The following is a 19,267-nucleotide window of genomic DNA, read 5'->3' as shown; positions in this document are numbered from 1 at the left end:
AGATCGACGCCGTCCAGCAGCACTGTGCCGTCCGCGGTCCGGGCGCCGAGGCCGCACACTGCGAGCGCCGCGGTCATGTCACCGCTCCCGTCCGGTCGGCGATCCGGTCCACCAGCAGGCTCGTCCCCGCGGCCAGCGCGACCAGCAGCGTGGCGGGCACCAGCAGGGCGGCCGGGGCGAGGAACAGCGACGCCGAGTTCTGCTCGATCATCACGGCCCAGTCCACCGTGTCCGGTGGCAGGCCGACCCCGAGGAAGCTCGCACTCGCCAGGAGGCCGAGGATCATCACGCCGCGGGTGCCGGCGTCCACCAGGACCGGCCCGGCGACGAACCGGCCGGTCTCCACCAGGTGGATCCGCCACCACGGCTCGCCGTTCTGCGCCATCGTCTCTAGCGCCACCCGGCGGGACGGCGCCCCGGCCGCGCTGCGGACCAGCCGCACGATCGCGGGAAGCTGCAGCACGGCCGCCGCCACCAGCAGCCAGCCGATGCCGCGCCGCCCGGTCCCGGCCAGGACCAGCAACACCACCAGCGACGGCAGCACGAGCAGCACGTCGAGCACGCGCTGGGTCGCGGTCGCGGCCCACCGGGCCCGGGCCGCGGCGAGGACCAGCCCGAGCGGCATCGCCACGAGGTACGACAGCAGCAGAGCCCCGGCTGTCAGCCCGACGACGGTCGTCCCTCCGGTCAGGGCGAGCGTGAGCACGTCACGGCCGAGCGCGTCGGTGCCCAGCGGATGGCCGGGCCCGGGCGGCAGCAGCGCGCCCGCGCCGTCGTCGGCGGGGAGCAGGGGTGCGAGCAGCGGGCCCAGCAGCGCGCACGCCAGCGGCACACCGGCCAGCGCCAACCCGAGCGTCGCCCGGCTCACGGCGCCTCCTCCCGGACCGGGGTGAGCCGGGCGGTCAGCAGGTCGACCAGCAGGTTCAGCACGATCGTGACGACCGCGGCCAGCACCGCGTAGCCCTGCACCAGCGGCAGGTCACGGCTCTGCACCGCCTCGACGACACCGGCGCCGATCCCGGGCAGGGCGAACAGCGACTCGATCACGACGACGCCGCCCAGGGTGCCCTCGACGATCCGCGCCAGCTGCTGCAGCGACGGCGCCACGCCACCCGGCAGCACGTGCCGCCACAGCACGACCCGCTCCGGCAGCCCGAGCCGGCGCAGGTGCGTGACGTGCGGGGACCGGTCGGTCTGCAGCACGCCCTGCCGGACCTGGCGGGACAGCCAGCCCAGCTGCGACGCGGCCAGCACGGCGACCGGTAGCACCAGGACCGACGGGGTGAGCAGCGCGCCCCCGCCCGCCGTCGCCGGGAGCCAGCCCAGCTGCAACGCGAACACCGCGACCAGCAACAGCCCGAGCGCGAACTGCGGCGCGGCCTGCAGCGCCGAGACCGCCGCGGTGGAGACCCGGTCGGCGGCGCTGCCCGGCCTGCGTCCCGCAGCGGCACCGACCAGCACGGCGAGCGGGACGGTGACGAGCAGCGACAGGCCGGTGAGCAGGACGGTGGAGCCGAGCCGGTCGGCGATCTCGTCGACGACGGCCCGGCCCGTCACCAGCGACGTGCCCAGATCGCCGGTGAGCGCGCCGCCGGCCCAGTCGGCGAAGCGGTCGACGGCCGGCCGGTCCGTCCCGAGCCGGGCGGACAGCTCCCGCACCTGGTCGTCGGTGGCGTCCGGGCCGAGGACGATCTCCGCGGTCTCGCCGGGGAGCATCGTGGTCAGCAGGAAGATCATGACCGTCGCGGCGGCCAGCTGGGCGGCGGCGACCCCGGCCCGGACGGCGACCGGACGGCCCCGGCGGGGCGGTGCGTACGGCGCGACGCTCACCCCGCGGCGGCCCTGTCGAACCGGCCCCACAGGTGGCTGTTCGGCTTGGCGGCCGCGATCCCGGTGACCCCGGCGGCGATGCCCACGTTCCAGTTGCTGGTCGCCCACACCAGCGCTCCCGAGTCGGCGCGGAGCATGGCCTGGATACGCCCGAGGTTCGCCGCGCGGGCGTCCTCGTCGGGATCCGCGACGGCCTCGGCGTAGAGCCGGTCGATCTCGGTACTGCGGTAGCCGGTGTAGTTGCTGTTGTCCGCCGACGACAGCCGGCGGCGCCCGATGAAGTCCGGGATGGGCAGCGTGCCGGTGCGGGTGAACGACGCGACCCCGGACTCGCGCACGGCGGAGAAGTAGGTCGCGGAGTCCAGCACCCGCGGCGTGGCGCGGAGCCCGATCTCGGTGAGCTGCTCGGCGACGAGGTTCGCGGCGGGCTGGAAGTTCGGATCGCTGCCCGAGGTCTGCAGCTCGACGGTGGTGTCGGTGGCGCGCGCCTCGCGCAGCAGGGCGCGGGCCCGCTCGACGTCACGGGTGGTCCGGGGCGCGTCGGAGGGGTAGTACTGCAGGTCCGGCCCGCCGAACAGGTCGTTCCCGACCTGCCCGGTGCCGAGTAGGACGATCCGGACCAGCGCCTCGCGGTCGATCCCGATCCGTACGGCCTCGCGCACCCGCGGATCGGAGAACGGGGGCCGGTCGATCCGCAGGTTCAGGAACTGGCTCGTGGACTGCGGCGCGGTGAGCAGAGTGGCCCGCCCGGCCTGCTGCTCGATCTGGCGGGCGCTCGCCGGGCGTAGGTCGTGGGCGTAGGCCACCTGGCCGGAGAGCAGCGCACCGAGCCGTGCCTGCTCGTCGTCGATCGGGACGAACTCCAGCTCCGGCGACGGGGCCGGGCCGTCCCAGTACGCGTCGTTGCGGACGTAGACGGCCGTCCCGCCCGGTTCGAAGGAGACGAACCGGAACGGCCCGGTACCCACCGGGGCCCCGAAGCCGGTGGTCCCGGCCGGGACGATCTCGGTGCCCGGAGCGCCGAGCCACAACGGGAACGTGAAGTCCGGCGCGCCCAGCACGATCTCGACGTCGCGCGGCCCCGCTGCGCGGCTGGCCGCGAAGTCGATGCCGCCGAAGAGCGACGCGGCCGAGGCCGTGGTCGCGGGATCGGCGATGCGGCGGAAGGTGGACAGGACGTCGTCGGGGGTGAGCGGACGCCCGTCGTGCCAGGTGGCCTCACGCAGCCGGATCCGCCAGCGGGCGCCTGTCGCGTCCGGCTCGACGACCTCGGCGAGCCGGGGCTCGGCGGTCATGCTCTGGGTCCACCCGGTGAGGGTGTCGAAGCAGGCCTTGGCCCTGGCCTGGTCCACGAACTGCGGCACGACGTGCGGATCCAGCGACTCGCGCGAGCCACCGCCGGGAAAGGCGACCCGCAGCCGTTCACCACCGCCGCCGGATCCATCACCGCAGGCAGCCGGCGCGGCGATCGCGGCGAGAGCGGCGGCGCCGAGGAAGGTACGACGAGTCAGCTGCACGGTGAGGTCCTCAGGGAGCGGGGGCGGCACGGGGTTCGAGCCGCCCGGTGCGTTGCATCCAGGTGATGACGGCGCCACCCGCGGCACCGACCCCCAGCAGTACGGCGAAGGGGACCCAGCGGCCGGACCCCTCCGGGAAGCGGTCGAGCAGGTCGCCGACCAGGGTGTTGGTGATCGCGACGACGACCGCGGAGACCAGGTAGTACCAGCCGTAGTAGGTGCCGGCGAGCTGCTCGCTGCCGACCCGGGGCAGCAACGCCAGCGAGAACGGATTGGTCATCGCCATTCCGACGGTGAACACCGCCGTGCCGAGCAGGACCGGTGTCACGGCGAGCGCGCCTGCGGCGGTCCACTGCCCGGGCGGCGCCGTGGCGATGAACGGTGCCGCGACCCCCAGCGGTACGAACCCGGCGCCCATCAGCAGCAGCCCGGCCGCCATCGACCGTCCCTCGCTCCACCGGACCCGGCACCATGCGGTGATCCGGACCTGCCCGGCGATCCCGATGAGGGTCGAGACGACGAACACCGCGCTCACCGCTCCGGCGACGCCGGAGACCCGCTGCGCCTCCACCGGGAGCACCAGGTAGAGCTGGTTGAACAGCGCGAAGTAGCCGGCACCGCCGAGTGCGAACAGCAGGAACCTCCGGTTCCCGACGACCTCGCCCCAGCTGCCCAGCAACCCGCGGTCCTGCGGTTCGACGGGCCGGGCGGGCAGCAGGAACAGCTGCGCCACGGTCAGGACGGTGAACACCGCGCACGCCACGCCGGCGACGAGCCGGAAGTCGACAGCCAGCAACGCGGCCCCCAGCAGGGGGCCTGCCAGAGCACCGACGTGACCGAACACGTTGAACACCGAGAACACCTCGGCGCGACGGTCGCCGGCCTCGTGCATCAGGTAGGCACGCACGGCCGGGTTGAAGAACGCCCCCGCGAGCCCGGTCAGCACAGCGGCGACGATCAGCTCAGGCAGCTCGTCCACCAGCATGAAAAGTCCGAACGCGGCGACCCGCAACGCGCACCCGAGAAGGATCATGGGGCGGCAACCGATACGGTCGGCGGCGGACCCGCCGACCAGGAACATGCCCTGCTGGGACAGCACCCTCAGCGCGAGGACCAGCCCGATCGTCGCGGCCGCGTATCCCAGGTCTCCCATGTAGGTGGCGAGGAACGGGAGCACGAGATAGAAGCCGAGGTTGATCCCCAGCTGGTTGACCACCAGCATCCGGCTGGGGACGGTCAGCTCCCGGAACGCGCGCAGCACGCGGTGACCCCCCTGTCGTCTGATCACTTGAACAGGATCACGGACGGAAGCGGTTTTCAAGAGTGCGGGGAGCCGGGCCGATCCCCGCCACCGCTCAGCCCAGGCGGACGCGGTGGAAGCGGGCCCAGGTCCCGGTGTCCGGCTGGGCGGGCTCGACACCCGTCAGGTCGGCGGAGATGCCGACGTGCTCGTCGCCCACCGACCAGACCGTCGCCGCGTCGCGCACCAGCACCTGGGAGCGGCGCAGGGCGGTGTCGCGGGTGCGCTCGTCGGGTGTCCGGGCGGCGGTGACGAGCAGCTCCGTCACGTCGGCGCGGGCCGTCCCGGGCGTCGGTGCCTCCGGTGCTGCCGGGGCGTCGTCCGCGACCGGAACGGGGATCGGGTCCTGCCCGCCGGCGGCGACCGCGCGCAGGTACAGCGGGACCGGCTGGGCCGGCACCCGGCGGAACCGGATGCCCGGGACCGGCTCGGCACCCGCCGGATCCGGTTCGCGGGGTTCGGCGACCAGCCCGATCGTCTCCAGCTGCTCGGCGACGACCGTCGCGGCCGGGCGGGAGAGCGGATCGAGCGGGTCGAACACCAGCCCGACGGTCGCTCCGTACGCCCCGGCCGCGGTGACGAGCTCCCGGGCCCGGTCGACGTCGCGGGCGACCGGCGGGACGCGGTCGGGATGGTGCGCGAGCCCGGTCCCGAACAGGTCGTCGCCGGGGGAGCCGAGATCGAGCAGGACCTTCCGCACCAGCTCGTCGCGGTCGATGCCGAGCCGCACCGCCTCCCGCAGCCGCGGATCGCCGAACGGGTCGGCGCCCTCCGGTGGCACGGCGAGCGCGGGACCGTCGTCGTCCGGACCGCCGAGATCGGCCCGCCCGGTGGCCCGCGCGGGGCCGGTGCCCAGTTCCAGGAACCGGGTGGCCGAGGCCGGGGTCGAGACGACGCCCGTCCCGGTGCGGCCGAGGATCCGCCGCACGCTGTGCGGGAAGAGATCGTGGGCGTAGGCGACGTACCCGTCGAGCAGCGACTGGTAGCGGTTCTCCTCGTCGTCGTCCACGAGGAACTCGAGCTCGGGGGACAGCGCGGCGCCCAGCCAGTGCCCGTCGTGCCGGAGAAGGACGGCCGGGGTGTCCCCGACCCGGAACGCGCCGGTGCCGACCGGGGTCCCGCCGCGGCCGTCGCGGACGATCCCGGTCCCCGGCGCGCCCAGGACCAGCGGGAACTGGAAGTCCGGGGTCCGCAGGACGAACTCCAGCTCGGTCGGCGAGACCACCCGGCTCGCGGTGAGGTCGACGTTCGCCAGCAGCGGGGCCGCGGTCGCCCCGGTCGCGGGGGCGGCGATCCGGCGGAACGACGCGAGCGCGTCGGCCGCGGTGAGCGGCCTGCCGTCGTGCGCGGTCGCCTCCCGCATCCGGACCCGCCACCGCCTCCCGGTGCGGTCCGGCCCCACCGACGCGGCCAGGTGCGGCTCCGGCCGCATGTCCTGGCCCCACGCCAGCAGCGTGTCCGCCACCGCCGCTGCGCGCGCCCGGTCGACCGGTCGCCACACCTGGTGCGGGTCGGTCACCGGCAGCGGTCCGGTACCGGCGAACGCCACGGTCAGGCGCGGGGCGCCGGCGTCGGCCGGGGCGCCGCACGCGGCGAGGGCGGGGATCCCGGCCAGCGCCGCGGCGGCGCCGGTGGCACGCAGGAACGAGCGTCGGCTCAGGGGCACGGCACCAGGGTGCCGAACGCCCTCGCGGTTAGGGTGCCCGGGATGGACCTCCTGGCGATCTCCGGCAGCCCCTCCACCCCGTCGAAGACGGCTCTGCTCCTCGAGATCGCGGTCGCCCGGGCCGCGGGACACGACGACGTCGACGCCGGCCTGCTGCACCTGCGCGACCACGACGTCGTGTTCTCCGACGGCCGGGACCCCGCCGGCTACACCGGCGACACCCGTGCGGTGATCGACCGCGTCGCCGCCGCGGACGCCCTGGTCGTCGGCACGCCGATGTACCGGGGCGGCTACACGGGCCGGTTGAAGAACCTGTTCGACGTGCTGCCCAACGACGCGCTCGCCGGCAAGCCGGTCGGCCTGGTCGCGACCGGCGGCACCGACCACCACTTCCTCGCGATCGAGCACGAGCTCAAGCCGCTGGTCGGCTTCTTCCGCGCGTGGGCGGCGCCGGGTGCGGTGTACGCCAACAACACCCACTTCGCCGGCGGCGAGCTGACCGACGACGGCGTCCGCGACCGGCTGGCCGAGCTGGCGGACACCGTCGTGACCTTCGCCCGGCGGATGCCCCGCGACGCCGCCGGTGCCACCGGTCCGGACATCCCACGCCGGTCGCTCCGCGACTCGTGAGTGGACAACACGGCCCTGACCCTGTTTTCCACTCACGGGCGCGACAGCGCGTGACCCAGCTCCCCCGCCCCGGCGAGCAGGTCGTCGGCGTCCTTCGCGACCAGCACGTGGTCGACGATCTCCGAGTACTCCTCCATCGCGCACGACGCCTGGTTCCAGTAGCGCCCGGGTTCCGGGGTGATCCAGCCGACCCGGAAGGCGCGCCGCGCCAGTGTCCGCAGCTCCTCGGTGCCCGGGGGCAGGCCGTTGGAGCGGCCGTCGCCGACGAACAGCACGGCGGTGCGGTGGTCGACGGCGTCGGCGAAGTTCTCGTTCAGCTCGGTGAACACCCGGCCGTAGTCGCTGGTGGCGTCCAGGTCGATGCCCGGTGCCGCGAGGACCGCGGCCAGGGCGTGGTCGTCGTGCGCGCGCAGCAGGAGCTCGGTCACCTCGACCGGTGAGTCCACGTAGGCCAGCACCCGGCAGCGGAACGCCTGCCGGTGCAGCGTCCGCGCCAGGCGCAGCACGAACGCGGTGATCGACCGGACCGACAGCGAGACGTCCGCGATCACCAGCAGCCGGACCCGGTCCGGGACCTTCGCACGGTGCAGCAGGTGGAACGGCACGCCGTCGCTGCGCATGCTGCGCCGCACCGTGTGCCGCACGTCGAGCGGGCCGTGGGCGTGCTCGCGCGGGACCCGGCGTGGTGCGCCGCGCATCCGGTGCAGCAGCTCGTGGCAGGCCTGCTGCATGTCGGCGGAGTCCAGCCGGTCGGTGCCGTCGGTGCCGTCGCTCGCGGGGTCGGGCCGTTCGCCCTCGCCGGCTTCGACCCGCTCGGCGAGCTGGGTCACGAACTCGGTGATGGCCTCGACGAGGGTGCCGAGCTGGACCTCCGAGAGCTCCTCGCCCTCGGGGCCGTCGGTGTAGACGGCGTGCGGGTCGTACGCGGCGAGCCAGGCCAGGATCGCCTCCGGGTCGTCGAAGGAGATCTCGCCGGAGACCTGCGTCGTGGCCCCCGACGTCAGCTCCTTGCCGACCGCGGCGCCCGCTCGCTCGAGATCCACGGTGTAGGTCGTCCCGCGGCGGCCCCTGTCCTCCCCGGAGGACACCGAGAGCTCGGAGTCCGACCCGCCCAGCGACACGTCGTCGTCGTCGCGGTGCGGGTTGAAGCCCTTCTCCTGCTCCTCGGCGTCGAGCATGTCCCCGACATCGGCCACGTTCGGGTCGTAGTCGGCGTAGCGGCCGAGCGGGTCGTCGTCCTCGGTGAGGTCCAGGTCGGTGGGCAGTCCCTCGGCGCCCGGCCCGCGGAGTCCGGGCCCGCCGCTCGCGGTCCCGTTGCTGGCGGGTTCGGGGAGCAGACCGAAGAAGGCGTCGAAGGCCCGCTCGAACCCGGCGCGCTCGTAGGAGTACTTGACGGTGACGGCGCGCAGCCCGGCCCGCAGCCGCGCGGTGTCGGTGGCGCCGACCATGGCCAGTACCCGCCGGACCTCGATCGCCTCGGCGGGGGAGACCGCCACCCGCTGGGCCCGCAGTACCCGGGTGAAGGCGGCGGAGAGCACCGAGAGGAGTCTCTCCGCGTGCCCGTCCGCCGTGCTCACCGGCGGCCCCGGCGGTTCCGGTCGGTCGCCGCCCGGCTCCCGGTGGAGGTGGCGCGACCCTTGCCGAACGCGCCGGACGTCGTGTCCGCGGGCCGCGACGAGCGGCTCACCCAGCCCGAGTCGTCGGCCGCCCCCACCTCGTCCGCGACCTCGGCGCCGTCGAGGCGCCGCACGGCCAGCTCGCGGTCGGAGCCGTACTTCAGCAGCGCCGCGAGCAGCGAGGACCGCACCTTCTCCAGCTCACCGCCGGATTCGAGGCCGAGCACGGCGGCGGCGCGGGAGGCGTCGACGACCTCGGAGATCGACGGGGACTTGCGCAGCGGGAACTCGCGCAGCCGCCGGGCCAGCTCGACCACGTCGGTGACGACGTCGGCGGCGACCTCGGGGGCGCGGCGGGACACGATCTCGGTCTCGCGCTCGGGGGTCGGGAAGCCGACCTGGTAGTGCAGGCAGCGTCGTTTCAGGGCGGGCGACAGCTCGCGGGTGTCGTTGGAGGTCAGCACGACCCACGGCGCCGAACGCGCGGTGAAGGTGCCGATCTCGGGGACGGTCACCTGCCGTTCGGCGAGCACCTCCAGCAGCAGCGCCTCCATCGACTCCTCGGTGCGGTCGACCTCGTCGACGAGCAGCACCACGGGCTCGGGGGAGAGCACGGCTTCGAGCAGCGGGCGGGCGGAGAGGAAGTGCTCGGTGTAGAGGCCGGTGTCCTCGGCCTGCAGCCGGGCCGACGCCTCGGCCATCGTCGCGGTGCCCGCGAGCAGCTCGCCGATCCGGTCGCGGAGCATCTGGACGTGCATGAGCTGCTTGCCGTAGTCCCACTCGTAGAGGGCGCGGCCGTCGTCGAGTCCCTCGTAGCACTGCAACCGGATCAGCGTCCGGCCCGCCGCGGCGGCCAGCGACTTGGCCAGCTCGGTCTTGCCGACGCCGGCCGGGCCCTCCAGCAGGAGGGGCCGCTCCAAGGCGGTGGCCAGGTGCACCACCACCGCGAACTCGGGGTCGATGACGTAGTTCTCGCCGGCCAGGGCCTCGGTCAGCGTCTCGGGGCTCTCGAACACCGTTCTCCTCGCTGCACTGCGCAGAAGCGTCTCGTGACGGTCGGGACAGGCCGCCGCCGCGCCCGGGGGCTGATCCGGGCGCGGCGGCGGGTCCGAACCGCGTCCTAGTAGGACTTGTTGAAGGCGTGGTCGACCAGCGGCACCAGCGCGTCGACGGTGCACTCGCGGGGGTTACCCGGCGTGCAGTAGTCGCCCATCATGTGCTCGGCGATGCTGCGGATCGTCTTGTCGTCGGTGGGGATCGTGTCCCCGCGGCCGGCGTACTTGCCGGTGTTCATCCGGTTCTTGTCGTAGCTGTCGGACTGCAGCACGCCGAAGTTGTCCGGGATGCCGACGTCCTTGGACAGCCGGATGGCCTCCTCGACCGCGGCGTCGGCGGCCTGGACGGTGGTCATGTTCCGGGTGTCGACGCCCAGCGCGGTCGCGATCTTGGCGTACCGCTCGTAGCGCGAGGGCAGGTTGTACTCCCACACGCGGGGCAGGGCGATGGCGTTGTTCAGGCCGTGGTGGGTGTCGAAGAACGCCGACACCGCGTGCGACGTGGAGTGCACCAGGCCCAGGCCACCCGAGTTGAACGCCTGTGCGGCGATGTACTGGGCGTGCATCATCTTCGAACGGGCCTGCAGGTTGCGCGGCTCGTAGGTCGCCTCGCGCAGGTACTGGCCGACCAGCTCGATCGAGTACAGCGCGTTGCCCAGCGACGGCTCGAAGTCCAGCCGCGACACGAACGGTTCGGAGCCGTGGGCCAGCACGTCGAACCCGCAGTACGCGGTGAAGTGCTGCGGGCAGCTGTAGTACAGCAGCGGGTCGTCGAGGGCCAGGGTGGTGACGACGGCGTCGTCGAACCCGACCCACTTCTTCGGGTTGTCCATGTCCGACGTGTTCGTGATGACGTACGCCCACGAGGTCTCGGACCCGGTCCCGGCGGTGGTGGAGACCGCGATGTGCGGCGGGTTCTCCATGTTCGTGGACTTCGAGAAACCCTCGAACTCGTTGATGTTCCGCCCGTCGTGCGCGATGACGACGCGCGCACCCTTGGCGGCGTCGTGCGACGAGCCGCCGCCGATCGAGATGATGCCGTCGCATTTCTCGCTCGTGTAGAGCGCGGCGGCGTCCATGCAGTTGTAGTCCTTGGGATTGGACTCGACCTGGTCGTAGACGACGACGTCGACGCCCTGGTACTCGACCTTGCCCTTGAGCTCCTCGATGATCCCGGAGCCGCGCAGCCCGGACGTGACGAACAGGACGCGCGTCATGCCGAGGTTCTTCGCCTCGACACCCAGGATGTCGTGCGCGCCGACCCCCAGGAGCGCCCGCGGGAACGGGTGGAACTCCTTGATCGGGAAGTCCCAGATCTGGTTGAGCTCGATGGCCATTGGCTCTCCTCGACGGCCTCGTTGGCGTTGCGGACGAGCACAACCATGGCTATTGCCAGCAATCTGCAACAGCTACGGATGGGTACCTGACCACCCGGCCGTTCGCCGGGGCAGGAGTCCCCTCCGGACGGAGGGGAGGGCGCCGTCGATCAGGGGATCTCGGGCGCGGTGAACCCGTCCGGCCCCGGCGGGTAGGGCACGACGGCGCGCACCGCGGACGCCGGGACGGCGCCGTACGCGTGCGGGAAGCGCATCGCCTCCGGGTCGCCCGGGACGCCGGGCTCCCACCGGACCTCGATGCCGGCGTCGGCGATCGCGGCGGGGGACAGGACGAGCAGGACGAGATCGGTCCGGCCCGGGAACAGCCGCTGTGCGGGCAGTGCGACCTGGTCGGGAGTGGACAGGTGGACGAAGCCCACCTCGTCGAGCGAGGCCGGGGCGATCTCGCCGACGAGCTCGTAGGAGGTGCGCTCGGCGGGGGTGCAGAGATGCAGCAGGGCAGGGGAGTCAGCGCCGTCGACCGTCATGACCGCCAGCATGCCTCCCCTCCGAACGGACGGGCGTCCGAGGAGGTCCTTGCATTCCGGCACCGGGTGCCAATAGCGTCGATCTCGCTGCCACCGCCGGCCGGCGGGGGCGGTTCGTCACCTCTCTCGCCGAGAGTCGATCCCTGCGGAGGTAGCCCATGAGCGAGCACCAGAACGAGGACGCCCTGGTCGAGGAGACCCTCGTCGAAGAGGTCTCCATCGACGGCATGTGCGGTGTCTACTAAGCCGCTCGACACCGCGGTACCGAGCCCGAGCTCGGACGGGGCCGCGGGGTCGTTCGACCCCGCGGCGCCGTACCGCCTCAGCGAGAGCGTCTCGCTGCGCCCCGAGCCCTTCGGTGCCCTGGTGTACGACTTCACGACCCGCAAGCTGTCGTTCCTGAAGACCGTCCAGCTGGTCGAGGTGGTGCGCGGGCTGGCCGACCAGCCCGACGCCCGGTCCGCCGTCGAGGCGGCCGGCGTGCCCGCCGCCCAGCACGAGGCCTACCTGAAGGCACTCGCCGGGCTGCTGCAGTCCCGGACCATCGTCGCCCGCTAGAGCCCGCCGACCACCACAAAGGGGTGCCCGTGAAGCTGGTCGACCACTTCCAGTACGGCCTCAACTCGCCCATCTGCCTGACGTGGGAGCTCACCTACGCGTGCAACCTCGCGTGTGTGCACTGCCTGTCGAGCTCCGGGCGCCGTGACCCGCGTGAACTGACCACCGCCGAGGCGAAGGCGGTGATCGACGAGCTGCAGCGGATGCAGGTCTTCTACATCAACATCGGCGGCGGCGAGCCGACCGTGCGCCCGGACTTCTGGGAGCTGCTCGACTACGCCATCGCGCACGACGTCGGGGTCAAGTTCTCCACCAACGGCGTCAAGCTCGACAAGGCCCGCGCCGCCCAGCTGGCCGCGACCGACTACGTCGACATCCAGATCTCGATGGACGGCGCGACCGCCGAGGTCAACGACTACGTCCGCGGCCCCGGTTCCTTCGACACCGCGATCACCGCGCTGGAGAACCTCGCCGAGGCGGGCTTCCAGGCGCCGAAGATCTCGGTTGTCATGACCCGGGAGAACGTCGACCAGCTCGACGACTTCAAGGCCATCGCCGACAAGTACGGCGCCCAGCTGCGGATCACCCGGCTGCGCCCGTCCGGCCGCGGTGCCGACGTCTGGGACGAGCTGCACCCGACCCAGGCCCAGCAGAAGCAGCTCTACGACTGGCTGGTCGCGCACGGCGACCAGGTCCTGACCGGCGACTCGTTCTTCCACCTCTCCGCCTACGGCGACGCCCTCCCCGGGCTGAACCTGTGCGGCGCGGGGCGCGTCGTCTGCCTGATCGACCCGGTCGGCGACGTCTACGCCTGCCCGTTCGCGATCCACGAGAACTTCCTGGCGGGCAACGTCCGCGACGAGGGCGGCTTCAAGGAGGTCTGGGAGCACTCGGACCTGTTCACCGAGCTGCGCCAGCCGCAGACCGGCGGGGCCTGCGCGTCGTGCCAGCACTACGACTCGTGCCAGGGCGGCTGCATGGCGGCCAAGTTCTTCACCGGGCTGCCGCTCGACGGCCCGGACCCGGAGTGCGTGCAGGGCTACGGCGAGCAGATGCTCGCGGCGCGCAACTCCGAGACCGTGATCCCGAAGTCCGACGTCGACCACTCCCGGTCGGCGCCGCGGAACTCCCGGGAGCCCAAGCAACCGACGATGCTGTCCCTGGCCCCGCCGCCGCGCCGGCCGGACCGGGCGTGTGACGAGAGCCCGCTCGCCGGGTTCACGCCGACGCCGGAGTCCGAGCCGGCCGCCGCGCCGGTCGCGGGGAGCTGACCACGAGCCTGCTGACGGGGCCCGTCGACCTGCGCGGTCGGCGGGCCCCGTCGCGTGTGCTGTTCGGGCCGCACGAGACGAACCTCGGCAACACCGCCCGGGAGATCACCGACGACCACGTCGCCTACTACGCGGCCCGGGCCGCCGGGGGCGCCGGGCTGATCGTGGTCGAGCCGGCGTCGGTGCACGCCTCGGACCATCCCTACGCCTACGCGCCCGCGGCGTTCCCGGCCCCGGTCCCGGCCGATCCGGTGCCCGGGGCCCGACCGCGCCCTGCGCCGGGTCCCGCGTCGGCGTCCTCGTTCTCGTCCTCGTCCGGGCCGGATCCCGCCGAGATGCAGATCAGCGTCGTCGGCGGGCTGTACGCCGACACCGAGCTGCTTCTCGTCGAGGGTGATCCGGGCACGGACGGTCCGGTGCCCGTCCCGGAGGCGGTGCCGGGCCCCGTAGCGGCGCGGCGAGGCCCGGGCCCGGTAGCGCCGAGTCACGATCCGGTTCGCGCGGGGCGGGGCGCTGTGCCGGCCGGGCCCGGGTGGGCCGCGGTCGTCGCGGCGTGCCGGCCGTACGGGGCGCTGGTGCTCGCCGGACTCGCCCACGCCGGTGGGCAGGGCACCTCCGCGCACTCCGGGCACCCGCTGTGGGCGCCGTCCGCGGTCCCGGACGTCGTGTCCCGGGAGACCCCGGTCGCGATGGACACCCCGGAGATCGACGCGGTCGTCCGCGGGTTCGCCGACGCCGCGCGGGCCGCTGTGGACAGTGGTGTGGACGGTGTGGAGATCTCCGCCGGACAGCACTCGCTGCTCCGCCAGTTCTGCTCCGGGCTCACCGACCACCGCACCGACCGGTACGGCTCCGACCGGTCGTTGCTGCTGCGGGAGGTGCTCGCCGCGGTCCGCGACGCGATGGGGCCCGGACCGCTGCTGGCGCTGCGGCTGTGCGTCGACGAGCTCGCCCCGTGGGCGGGGATCACCCCGGACGACGGCGTCGCGCTCGCCCGTGCCGTCGCGCCGGCGGTGGACCTGCTCGTCCCGGTCGCCGGCAGCGGGCTGTCGCCCGGTGCGACGCGGCCGGACCTGCACACCCCCGAGGCGTTCCTGCGGGACCGGTGCGCCCGGGTGCGCAGAGCTGTCGAGGGGGTGGTGCCGGTCGTGCTGGCGGGGAGCGTCGCGTCGACGGAGCTCGCCGAGGACGTTCTGACCTGCGGTGACGCCGATCTCGTCGAGATGACGAGAGCGAAGATCGCCGATCCCGGGCTCGTCGCACTGGCCCGCGCGGGGACGCCGGAGCGGATCCGGCCGTGCCTGCTCACGAACGCGCTCGCCGCGGCGCGGGACCCGCGCAACCCGGTGGTCGGCGACGAGCTGGAACCCCGGTCCGGCCACGAACGCACCGATCCGGACCCCCGCACCGGCCGAGCCGGGCCCCCGGCGATCGCGACGACCCCGGCGACCCCGGCGATCGCGGCGACTGCGACGGCCCCGGCGACCGGGACGCCTCCCGCGACCGGGACGACCGCGGGCGGCCCGGGGACGGCCGGCGGGCCGGGCGGGAACGGCCCGGCTCCGGGGCCGGAGAGCGAGCCCGCGCGGCGGGTGCTCGTCGTCGGGGGCGGGCCGGCCGGGCTCGAGGCGGCGCGGACCCTCGCGCTGCGCGGGCACCCCGTGACGCTGCACGAGCGGTCGGACCGGCTCGGTGGCCTCCTGCACGCCGCCGCCGCGCTGCCCGGGCGGGAGCGGCTGGCGCTGCCGGTCGCGTGGTGGTCGGACGAGCTGGACCGGCTCGGTGTCCGGGTCGAGCTCCGGTCCGACGTGGACGACGACGCCGTCCGCGCGGCCGAGGCGCGCGGCGCCGCCGTGGTGCTGGCCACCGGCTCCCGCGCGGCGCCGCCGGAGTTCGGCTCCGACGTCCCGGTCGTCGCCGCCGCCGATCTCGCCTCCGGTGCCGTCCTGCCGGTCCCGCGGGACGCGCCGGTCCTGGTGCGCGACCCGCTCGGGGACTGGACCGGACCGGGGGTCGCGGAGCTGCTCGCGGCGGTGGGCCACCCCGTCACCCTGTCCACACCGGACGCCGTCGCGGGGCACCAGCTCGGGCGTTGCGGGGACATGGCCCCGGCGAACGCGCGGCTGGAGCGGGCCGGCGTGACCCGGGCCCTGTTCACCGAGCTCCGGGCCGTCCGTGACGGCGTCGCCGAGCTGGTCGACGTGCACACCGGCGCGGTCACCGCGGTGCCGTGCGCGGCCGTCGTCGACTGCGGGGCGCGGCTGCCGGACCGCACCGTCCCGGCCGCCCCCGGCCGCGCGACCGCCGGCGACCGAGTCGCCCCCCGCACCCTGACGGAGGCGGTCCGGGAGGGCCGCCGCGTCGCGTTCGCACGGAATCGGGGCGCACGTCCCGCCCCCCGCGAGGGCCGGGACGTGCTGATCGACGGGCGTCCGGTCGGGCGGGGCGGGGGAGGTGAGCGGGGTTCCGGGGGGCTCGGTGTGCCGTTGCGGCTCGGGCGGCGCGAGCTGCGGAACCGGATCGTCTTCACCGCCCATCTCACCGGTTTCGCCGAGGACGGGCTGCCGTCCGCCCGGCACGCCGCCTACTACGCGGCCCGGGCCGCGGGCGGCGCCGGACTGGTGATCACCGAGGAGCACGCCGTCCTCCCGGACGACCGGCCCTACGAGCGCCTGATCCGGGGGCACGACCCGTCGGTCCTCCCCGGCTACCGGCGGATCACCGACGCCGTGAAGGCGCACGGCGCGGTCGTGCTCGCCCAGCTCAACCACAACGGCGCGCAGGGCTCGGGGATGTACTCGCGGGAGGCCGTCGTCGGCCCGTCGGCGCTGCCCGACCCGATGTTCCGCGAGGTGCCCCGGGAGCTCGACGCCGCGGGGATCGCCGGGATCGTCGCCGGGTTCGCCGACGTCGCGGCCCGCTGCGTCGCCGGCGGGTTCGACGGCGTCGAGATCCAGTGCTCGCACGCCTCGCTGCTGCGCCTGTTCCTGTCCCCGGCGACGAACCGGCGGACCGACGCGTGGGGCGGCGACCGTGCCCGCCGGGCACGGATCGTGCTCGACGTCGTCGCCGCCGTCCGTGCGGCGATCGGCCCGGACCCGGTGCTGGGCCTGCGGATCGGCGCCGACGAGCGCGTCCCCGGCGGGATCTCCCCCGGCGACGGCGCCGACCTCGCCCGGCGGCTCGTCGCGACCGGCGCGGTCGACCACCTCACCACCTCGGTCGGCGTCGCGACCTCGACGCTGCACCTGATCGAGCCGTCGATGCACACACCGTCCGGGTACGCCGGGCACCTCGCCGCGACGCTGCGCCGCGCCGTCCGCGAGGCGGGGTCGGACGTCCCGGTCGTCGGCGTCGGCCGGTTCACCACCCCCGCCCAGGCCGTGGACGCGGTGGAGCGCGGCGAGTGCGACTTCGTCGGCGTCGCCCGCGGGCAGATCGCTGACCCGGACTTCGCCGCGAAGGCACTGGCCGGACGCCCGGTCCGCCGCTGCGTCGGGTGCAACCAGGACTGCATCGGCCGGGTCGGGCTCAACCTGCCCCTCGGGTGCGCGGTGAACCCCGCGGCCGGACGCGAGGGGGTGCGCCCGCGGCGCGCGAGGAGGGTGGGGGACCCGGCGCGGGTGCTCGTCGTCGGGGCGGGCCCGGCCGGTCTCTCCGCCGCGGGTGCGCTGGCCGGGCGGGGCCACCGTGTCCTGCTGGCCGAGCGCACCGACGCCCCCGGCGGCCGGCTGGCCCTCGCCGCGACCGCCCCCGGCCGCGGCGAGCTGGGCCACGTCGTCACCGACCTGCTCCGGGCGGCCCGGGACGCCGGGGCCGGGTTCCGGTTCGGGACCACCGTGGACGCCGGGTTCGTCGCCGACCGGGGCCCGGACGCCGTCGTCCTCGCGACCGGCTCCCGGCCGTCCGTCCCGGCCTGGGACCCGGAGCGGCTGACCGTCCCGGTCGACGACGTCCTCGCCGGGGCCCGGCTGCCCGGCGGCCCGGTCCTCGTCGTCGACGAGCTGGGCTTCCACCACGCCACCTCGACCGCCGAGCTGCTGGCGGCCCGCGGGCACGACGTCGAGATCGTCACCGCCGCGCTGGTCGTCGGCCAGGACCTCGGGCTCACCCTCGACCGCGAGGGGTTCCGCCGCCGCGCGCACACCGCCGGGATCCGCTGCAGCACCGACCGTGCGGTGCTCGGCGTCTCCGGCGCCGGCGGGGGCGTGGCCGTCGAGCTGCTGCACCACCCGACCGGCCGGACCGAGCAGCGGGAGGTCGCGGCCGTCGTCACGGCGTCGTCGTCGGTGCCGTGTGGGACCCTGTGGACGGCGCTCACCGGCGGGCCCGTGCCGGTGTACCGCATCGGTGACGCCCTGGCCCCGCGGCGGATGGACGCCGCGATCAGGGAGGGAGACGCGGTCTTGACCTGAAGCCAGGTCCAGTTCCTAGCGTCGTCGCCATGCAGACCGATCCACGGACGACCCCCGACCGCGCCGGGCCACGGGAGTGGGTCGGCCTCGCCGTCCTCGCCCTGCCCCTCCTCGTGCTGGCGCTCGACGTCAGCGTCCTCTACCTCGCCGCGCCCGCCCTGACCGCGGACCTGCAGCCCTCGGCCACCCAGCAGCTGTGGATCCTCGACATCTACGGCTTCCTGATCGCCGGGTTCCTCATCACGATGGGCACGCTCGGCGACCGGATCGGCCGCCGCAGGCTGCTGATCGGCGGCGCCGCGTTCGCCGTCGCCTCCGTGCTGGCCGCGTTCGCCCCGACCGCGGAGCTGCTGATCGCCGCCCGGGCCCTGCTGGGCGTCGCCGGGGCGACCCTGATGCCGTCCACCCTCGGGCTGATCTCGACGATGTTCCCCGACCCGGTCCAGCGCCGGTTCGCGGTCGCGGTGTGGATGACGACGTTCTCCGTCGGCGCCGCACTCGGGCCGCTGGTCGGCGGCGCCCTGGTCGAGGCGTTCTGGCGGGGGTCGGTGTTCCTGGTCGGCGTGCCCGCCATGCTGCTGCTGCTCGTGCTGGGGCCGCGCCTGCTGCCGGAGGAGCGCGGCTCCGGGGACGGCCGGATCGACGCCGTCAGCGTCGCGCTCTCGCTCGCGGCGATGTTGCCGCTCGTCCTCGCGGTCAAGAACCTCGCGGCCTACGGGCCGAGTGCGACCGTGCTCGTCGCGGCCGTCGCCGGCACGACGGCGGGGACGGTGTTCGTCCGCCGCCAGCGCCGGCTGGCCGACCCGCTGCTCGACGTCGCGCTGTTCACCCGGCCGGCCTTCACCGCGGCGGTGTCGGTGCTGCTGGTCTCGCTGCTCGCGGTCAACGGGTTGTTCTTCGTGCTCCCGCAGTACCTGCAGCTGGTGGCGGGGGCCTCCCCGCTGGTCGCCGGCGTGTGGATGCTGCCGCTGGCGCTCGCCACGGTGGCCGGGTCGCTGCTGACCCCGGCGCTGACCCGCCGCTTCGGGGTCTCCCCGGTCGTGGCGGCCTCGGCCGGGATCGCCGCCGCCGGTTCGCTGGTCGTCGGGCTGGCCGGTGCGGGCGCCGGCCCGGTCGCGCTCGTCGCGTCCGTCACCGGGACGGTGCTCGGCCTGAGCCCGATCGGGGTGATCGCCACCGACCTGGTGATCGGGTCGGTGCCGAGCGCGCGGGCCGGATCGGCGGCGTCGATCTCGGAGACCGCGGGCGAGCTCGGGGTGGCGCTGGGCGTCGCGGTGACGGGCAGCGTGCTCACCGCCGTCTACACCGGACGCCTGGTGCTCCCCGGCGGGCTGCCGGCGGACGTGGCGGAGCGGGCCGGGGAGGGCATGGCCGGGGCGGTGACGGCCGCCGCGGACCTGCCGCCCGCGGCCGGGGAGGCCCTGCTCGCCGCCGCGCGCACGGCGTTCACCACCGGTGTCGGCGCCGTCGGACTGGTCGGCGCGGGACTGCTGGCGGGTGTCGTCGTGCTGGCACTGACCGCGCTGCGCGGGGCCGGACGCTGAC

General features: G+C 74.6%; 15 protein-coding genes. 6 read left to right on the top strand and 9 right to left on the bottom strand.

Annotation, left to right across the window (positions count from 1 at the left end):
- Window positions 1-73: 73 nt before the first annotated feature.
- From Ae150APs1_RS13600 to Ae150APs1_RS13580, 5 genes are all read right to left on the bottom strand, one after another.
- On the bottom strand, window positions 74-868 hold the full coding sequence (locus Ae150APs1_RS13600; RefSeq protein ID WP_075297907.1) for an ABC transporter permease subunit: 795 nt from the start codon (window positions 866-868) through the stop codon (window positions 74-76).
- Complete coding sequence (locus Ae150APs1_RS13595; RefSeq protein ID WP_010227895.1) at window positions 865-1,830, bottom strand: ABC transporter permease; 966 nt, start codon at window positions 1,828-1,830, stop codon at window positions 865-867. Before Ae150APs1_RS13595 ends, Ae150APs1_RS13600 begins: the two co-directional genes overlap by 4 nt.
- A complete protein-coding gene (locus Ae150APs1_RS13590) occupies window positions 1,827-3,347 on the bottom strand; it encodes an ABC transporter substrate-binding protein (RefSeq protein WP_075302085.1) in 1,521 nt (506 codons plus the stop codon). The genes Ae150APs1_RS13595 and Ae150APs1_RS13590 overlap by 4 nt, the downstream gene beginning before the upstream one ends.
- Before the next feature lie 10 nt (window positions 3,348-3,357).
- Window positions 3,358-4,608, bottom strand: a complete 1,251-nt coding sequence (locus Ae150APs1_RS13585) for an MFS transporter (protein ID WP_212567208.1) — start codon at window positions 4,606-4,608, stop codon at window positions 3,358-3,360.
- 94 nt (window positions 4,609-4,702) lie between these two features.
- Window positions 4,703-6,313 (bottom strand): ABC transporter substrate-binding protein, encoded by a 1,611-nt coding sequence (locus Ae150APs1_RS13580; protein WP_075297905.1) that lies wholly within the window; start codon window positions 6,311-6,313, stop codon window positions 4,703-4,705.
- Window positions 6,314-6,355: 42 nt separating this feature from the next.
- Here Ae150APs1_RS13580 and Ae150APs1_RS13575 point away from each other — a divergent pair, with 42 nt between their 5' ends.
- On the top strand, window positions 6,356-6,943 hold the full coding sequence (locus tag Ae150APs1_RS13575) for an NADPH-dependent FMN reductase (protein WP_075297903.1): 588 nt from the start codon (window positions 6,356-6,358) through the stop codon (window positions 6,941-6,943).
- 32 nt (window positions 6,944-6,975) lie between these two features.
- Here Ae150APs1_RS13575 and Ae150APs1_RS13570 read toward each other — a convergent pair whose 3' ends face one another.
- The 4 genes from Ae150APs1_RS13570 to Ae150APs1_RS13555 all read right to left on the bottom strand — a co-directional run bounded on the left by Ae150APs1_RS13570 (window position 6,976) and on the right by Ae150APs1_RS13555 (window position 11,478).
- Window positions 6,976-8,520: a VWA domain-containing protein gene (locus Ae150APs1_RS13570; protein WP_075297901.1), complete on the bottom strand. Its 1,545-nt coding sequence runs from the start codon at window positions 8,518-8,520 to the stop codon at window positions 6,976-6,978.
- Complete coding sequence (locus tag Ae150APs1_RS13565; RefSeq protein ID WP_075297899.1) at window positions 8,517-9,575, bottom strand: MoxR family ATPase; 1,059 nt, start codon at window positions 9,573-9,575, stop codon at window positions 8,517-8,519. Before Ae150APs1_RS13565 ends, Ae150APs1_RS13570 begins: the two co-directional genes overlap by 4 nt.
- A gap of 104 nt (window positions 9,576-9,679) precedes the next feature.
- Window positions 9,680-10,951, bottom strand: coding sequence for an NDMA-dependent methanol dehydrogenase (mdo, locus tag Ae150APs1_RS13560; RefSeq protein ID WP_010229649.1), 1,272 nt, complete (start codon window positions 10,949-10,951; stop codon window positions 9,680-9,682).
- A 149-nt stretch (window positions 10,952-11,100) separates the two neighbouring features.
- On the bottom strand, window positions 11,101-11,478 hold the full coding sequence (locus Ae150APs1_RS13555) for a DUF952 domain-containing protein (protein ID WP_029239511.1): 378 nt from the start codon (window positions 11,476-11,478) through the stop codon (window positions 11,101-11,103).
- 158 nt (window positions 11,479-11,636) lie between these two features.
- On the opposite strand from Ae150APs1_RS13555, the gene mftA reads away from it, so the two are divergent.
- The 5 genes from mftA to Ae150APs1_RS13520 are packed head-to-tail and all read left to right on the top strand — an operon-like array spanning window position 11,637 to window position 19,266.
- Window positions 11,637-11,723 carry a mycofactocin precursor MftA gene (gene mftA / locus Ae150APs1_RS13550; protein ID WP_060574731.1) on the top strand — a complete coding sequence of 29 codons (87 nt, stop codon included), beginning with the start codon at window positions 11,637-11,639 and terminating at the stop codon, window positions 11,721-11,723.
- Window positions 11,713-12,036, top strand: coding sequence for a mycofactocin biosynthesis chaperone MftB (mftB, locus tag Ae150APs1_RS13545; RefSeq protein ID WP_010229645.1), 324 nt, complete (start codon window positions 11,713-11,715; stop codon window positions 12,034-12,036). Before mftA ends, mftB begins: the two co-directional genes overlap by 11 nt.
- Window positions 12,037-12,065: 29 nt before the next feature.
- Window positions 12,066-13,307, top strand: coding sequence for a mycofactocin radical SAM maturase (mftC, locus tag Ae150APs1_RS13540; protein ID WP_010229643.1), 1,242 nt, complete (start codon window positions 12,066-12,068; stop codon window positions 13,305-13,307).
- 56 nt (window positions 13,308-13,363) lie between these two features.
- On the top strand, window positions 13,364-17,722 hold the full coding sequence (locus tag Ae150APs1_RS32795) for a mycofactocin system FadH/OYE family oxidoreductase 2 (RefSeq protein WP_212567207.1): 4,359 nt from the start codon (window positions 13,364-13,366) through the stop codon (window positions 17,720-17,722).
- A gap of 29 nt (window positions 17,723-17,751) precedes the next feature.
- Complete coding sequence (locus Ae150APs1_RS13520) at window positions 17,752-19,266, top strand: MFS transporter (protein WP_075297895.1); 1,515 nt, start codon at window positions 17,752-17,754, stop codon at window positions 19,264-19,266.
- Window position 19,267 lies beyond the last annotated feature (1 nt).

The sequence above is a fragment of the Pseudonocardia sp. Ae150A_Ps1 genome, assembly GCF_001932315.1.
Taxonomy (GTDB): domain Bacteria; phylum Actinomycetota; class Actinomycetes; order Mycobacteriales; family Pseudonocardiaceae; genus Pseudonocardia.
This window is presented reverse-complemented; position numbering and strand designations above follow the sequence as displayed.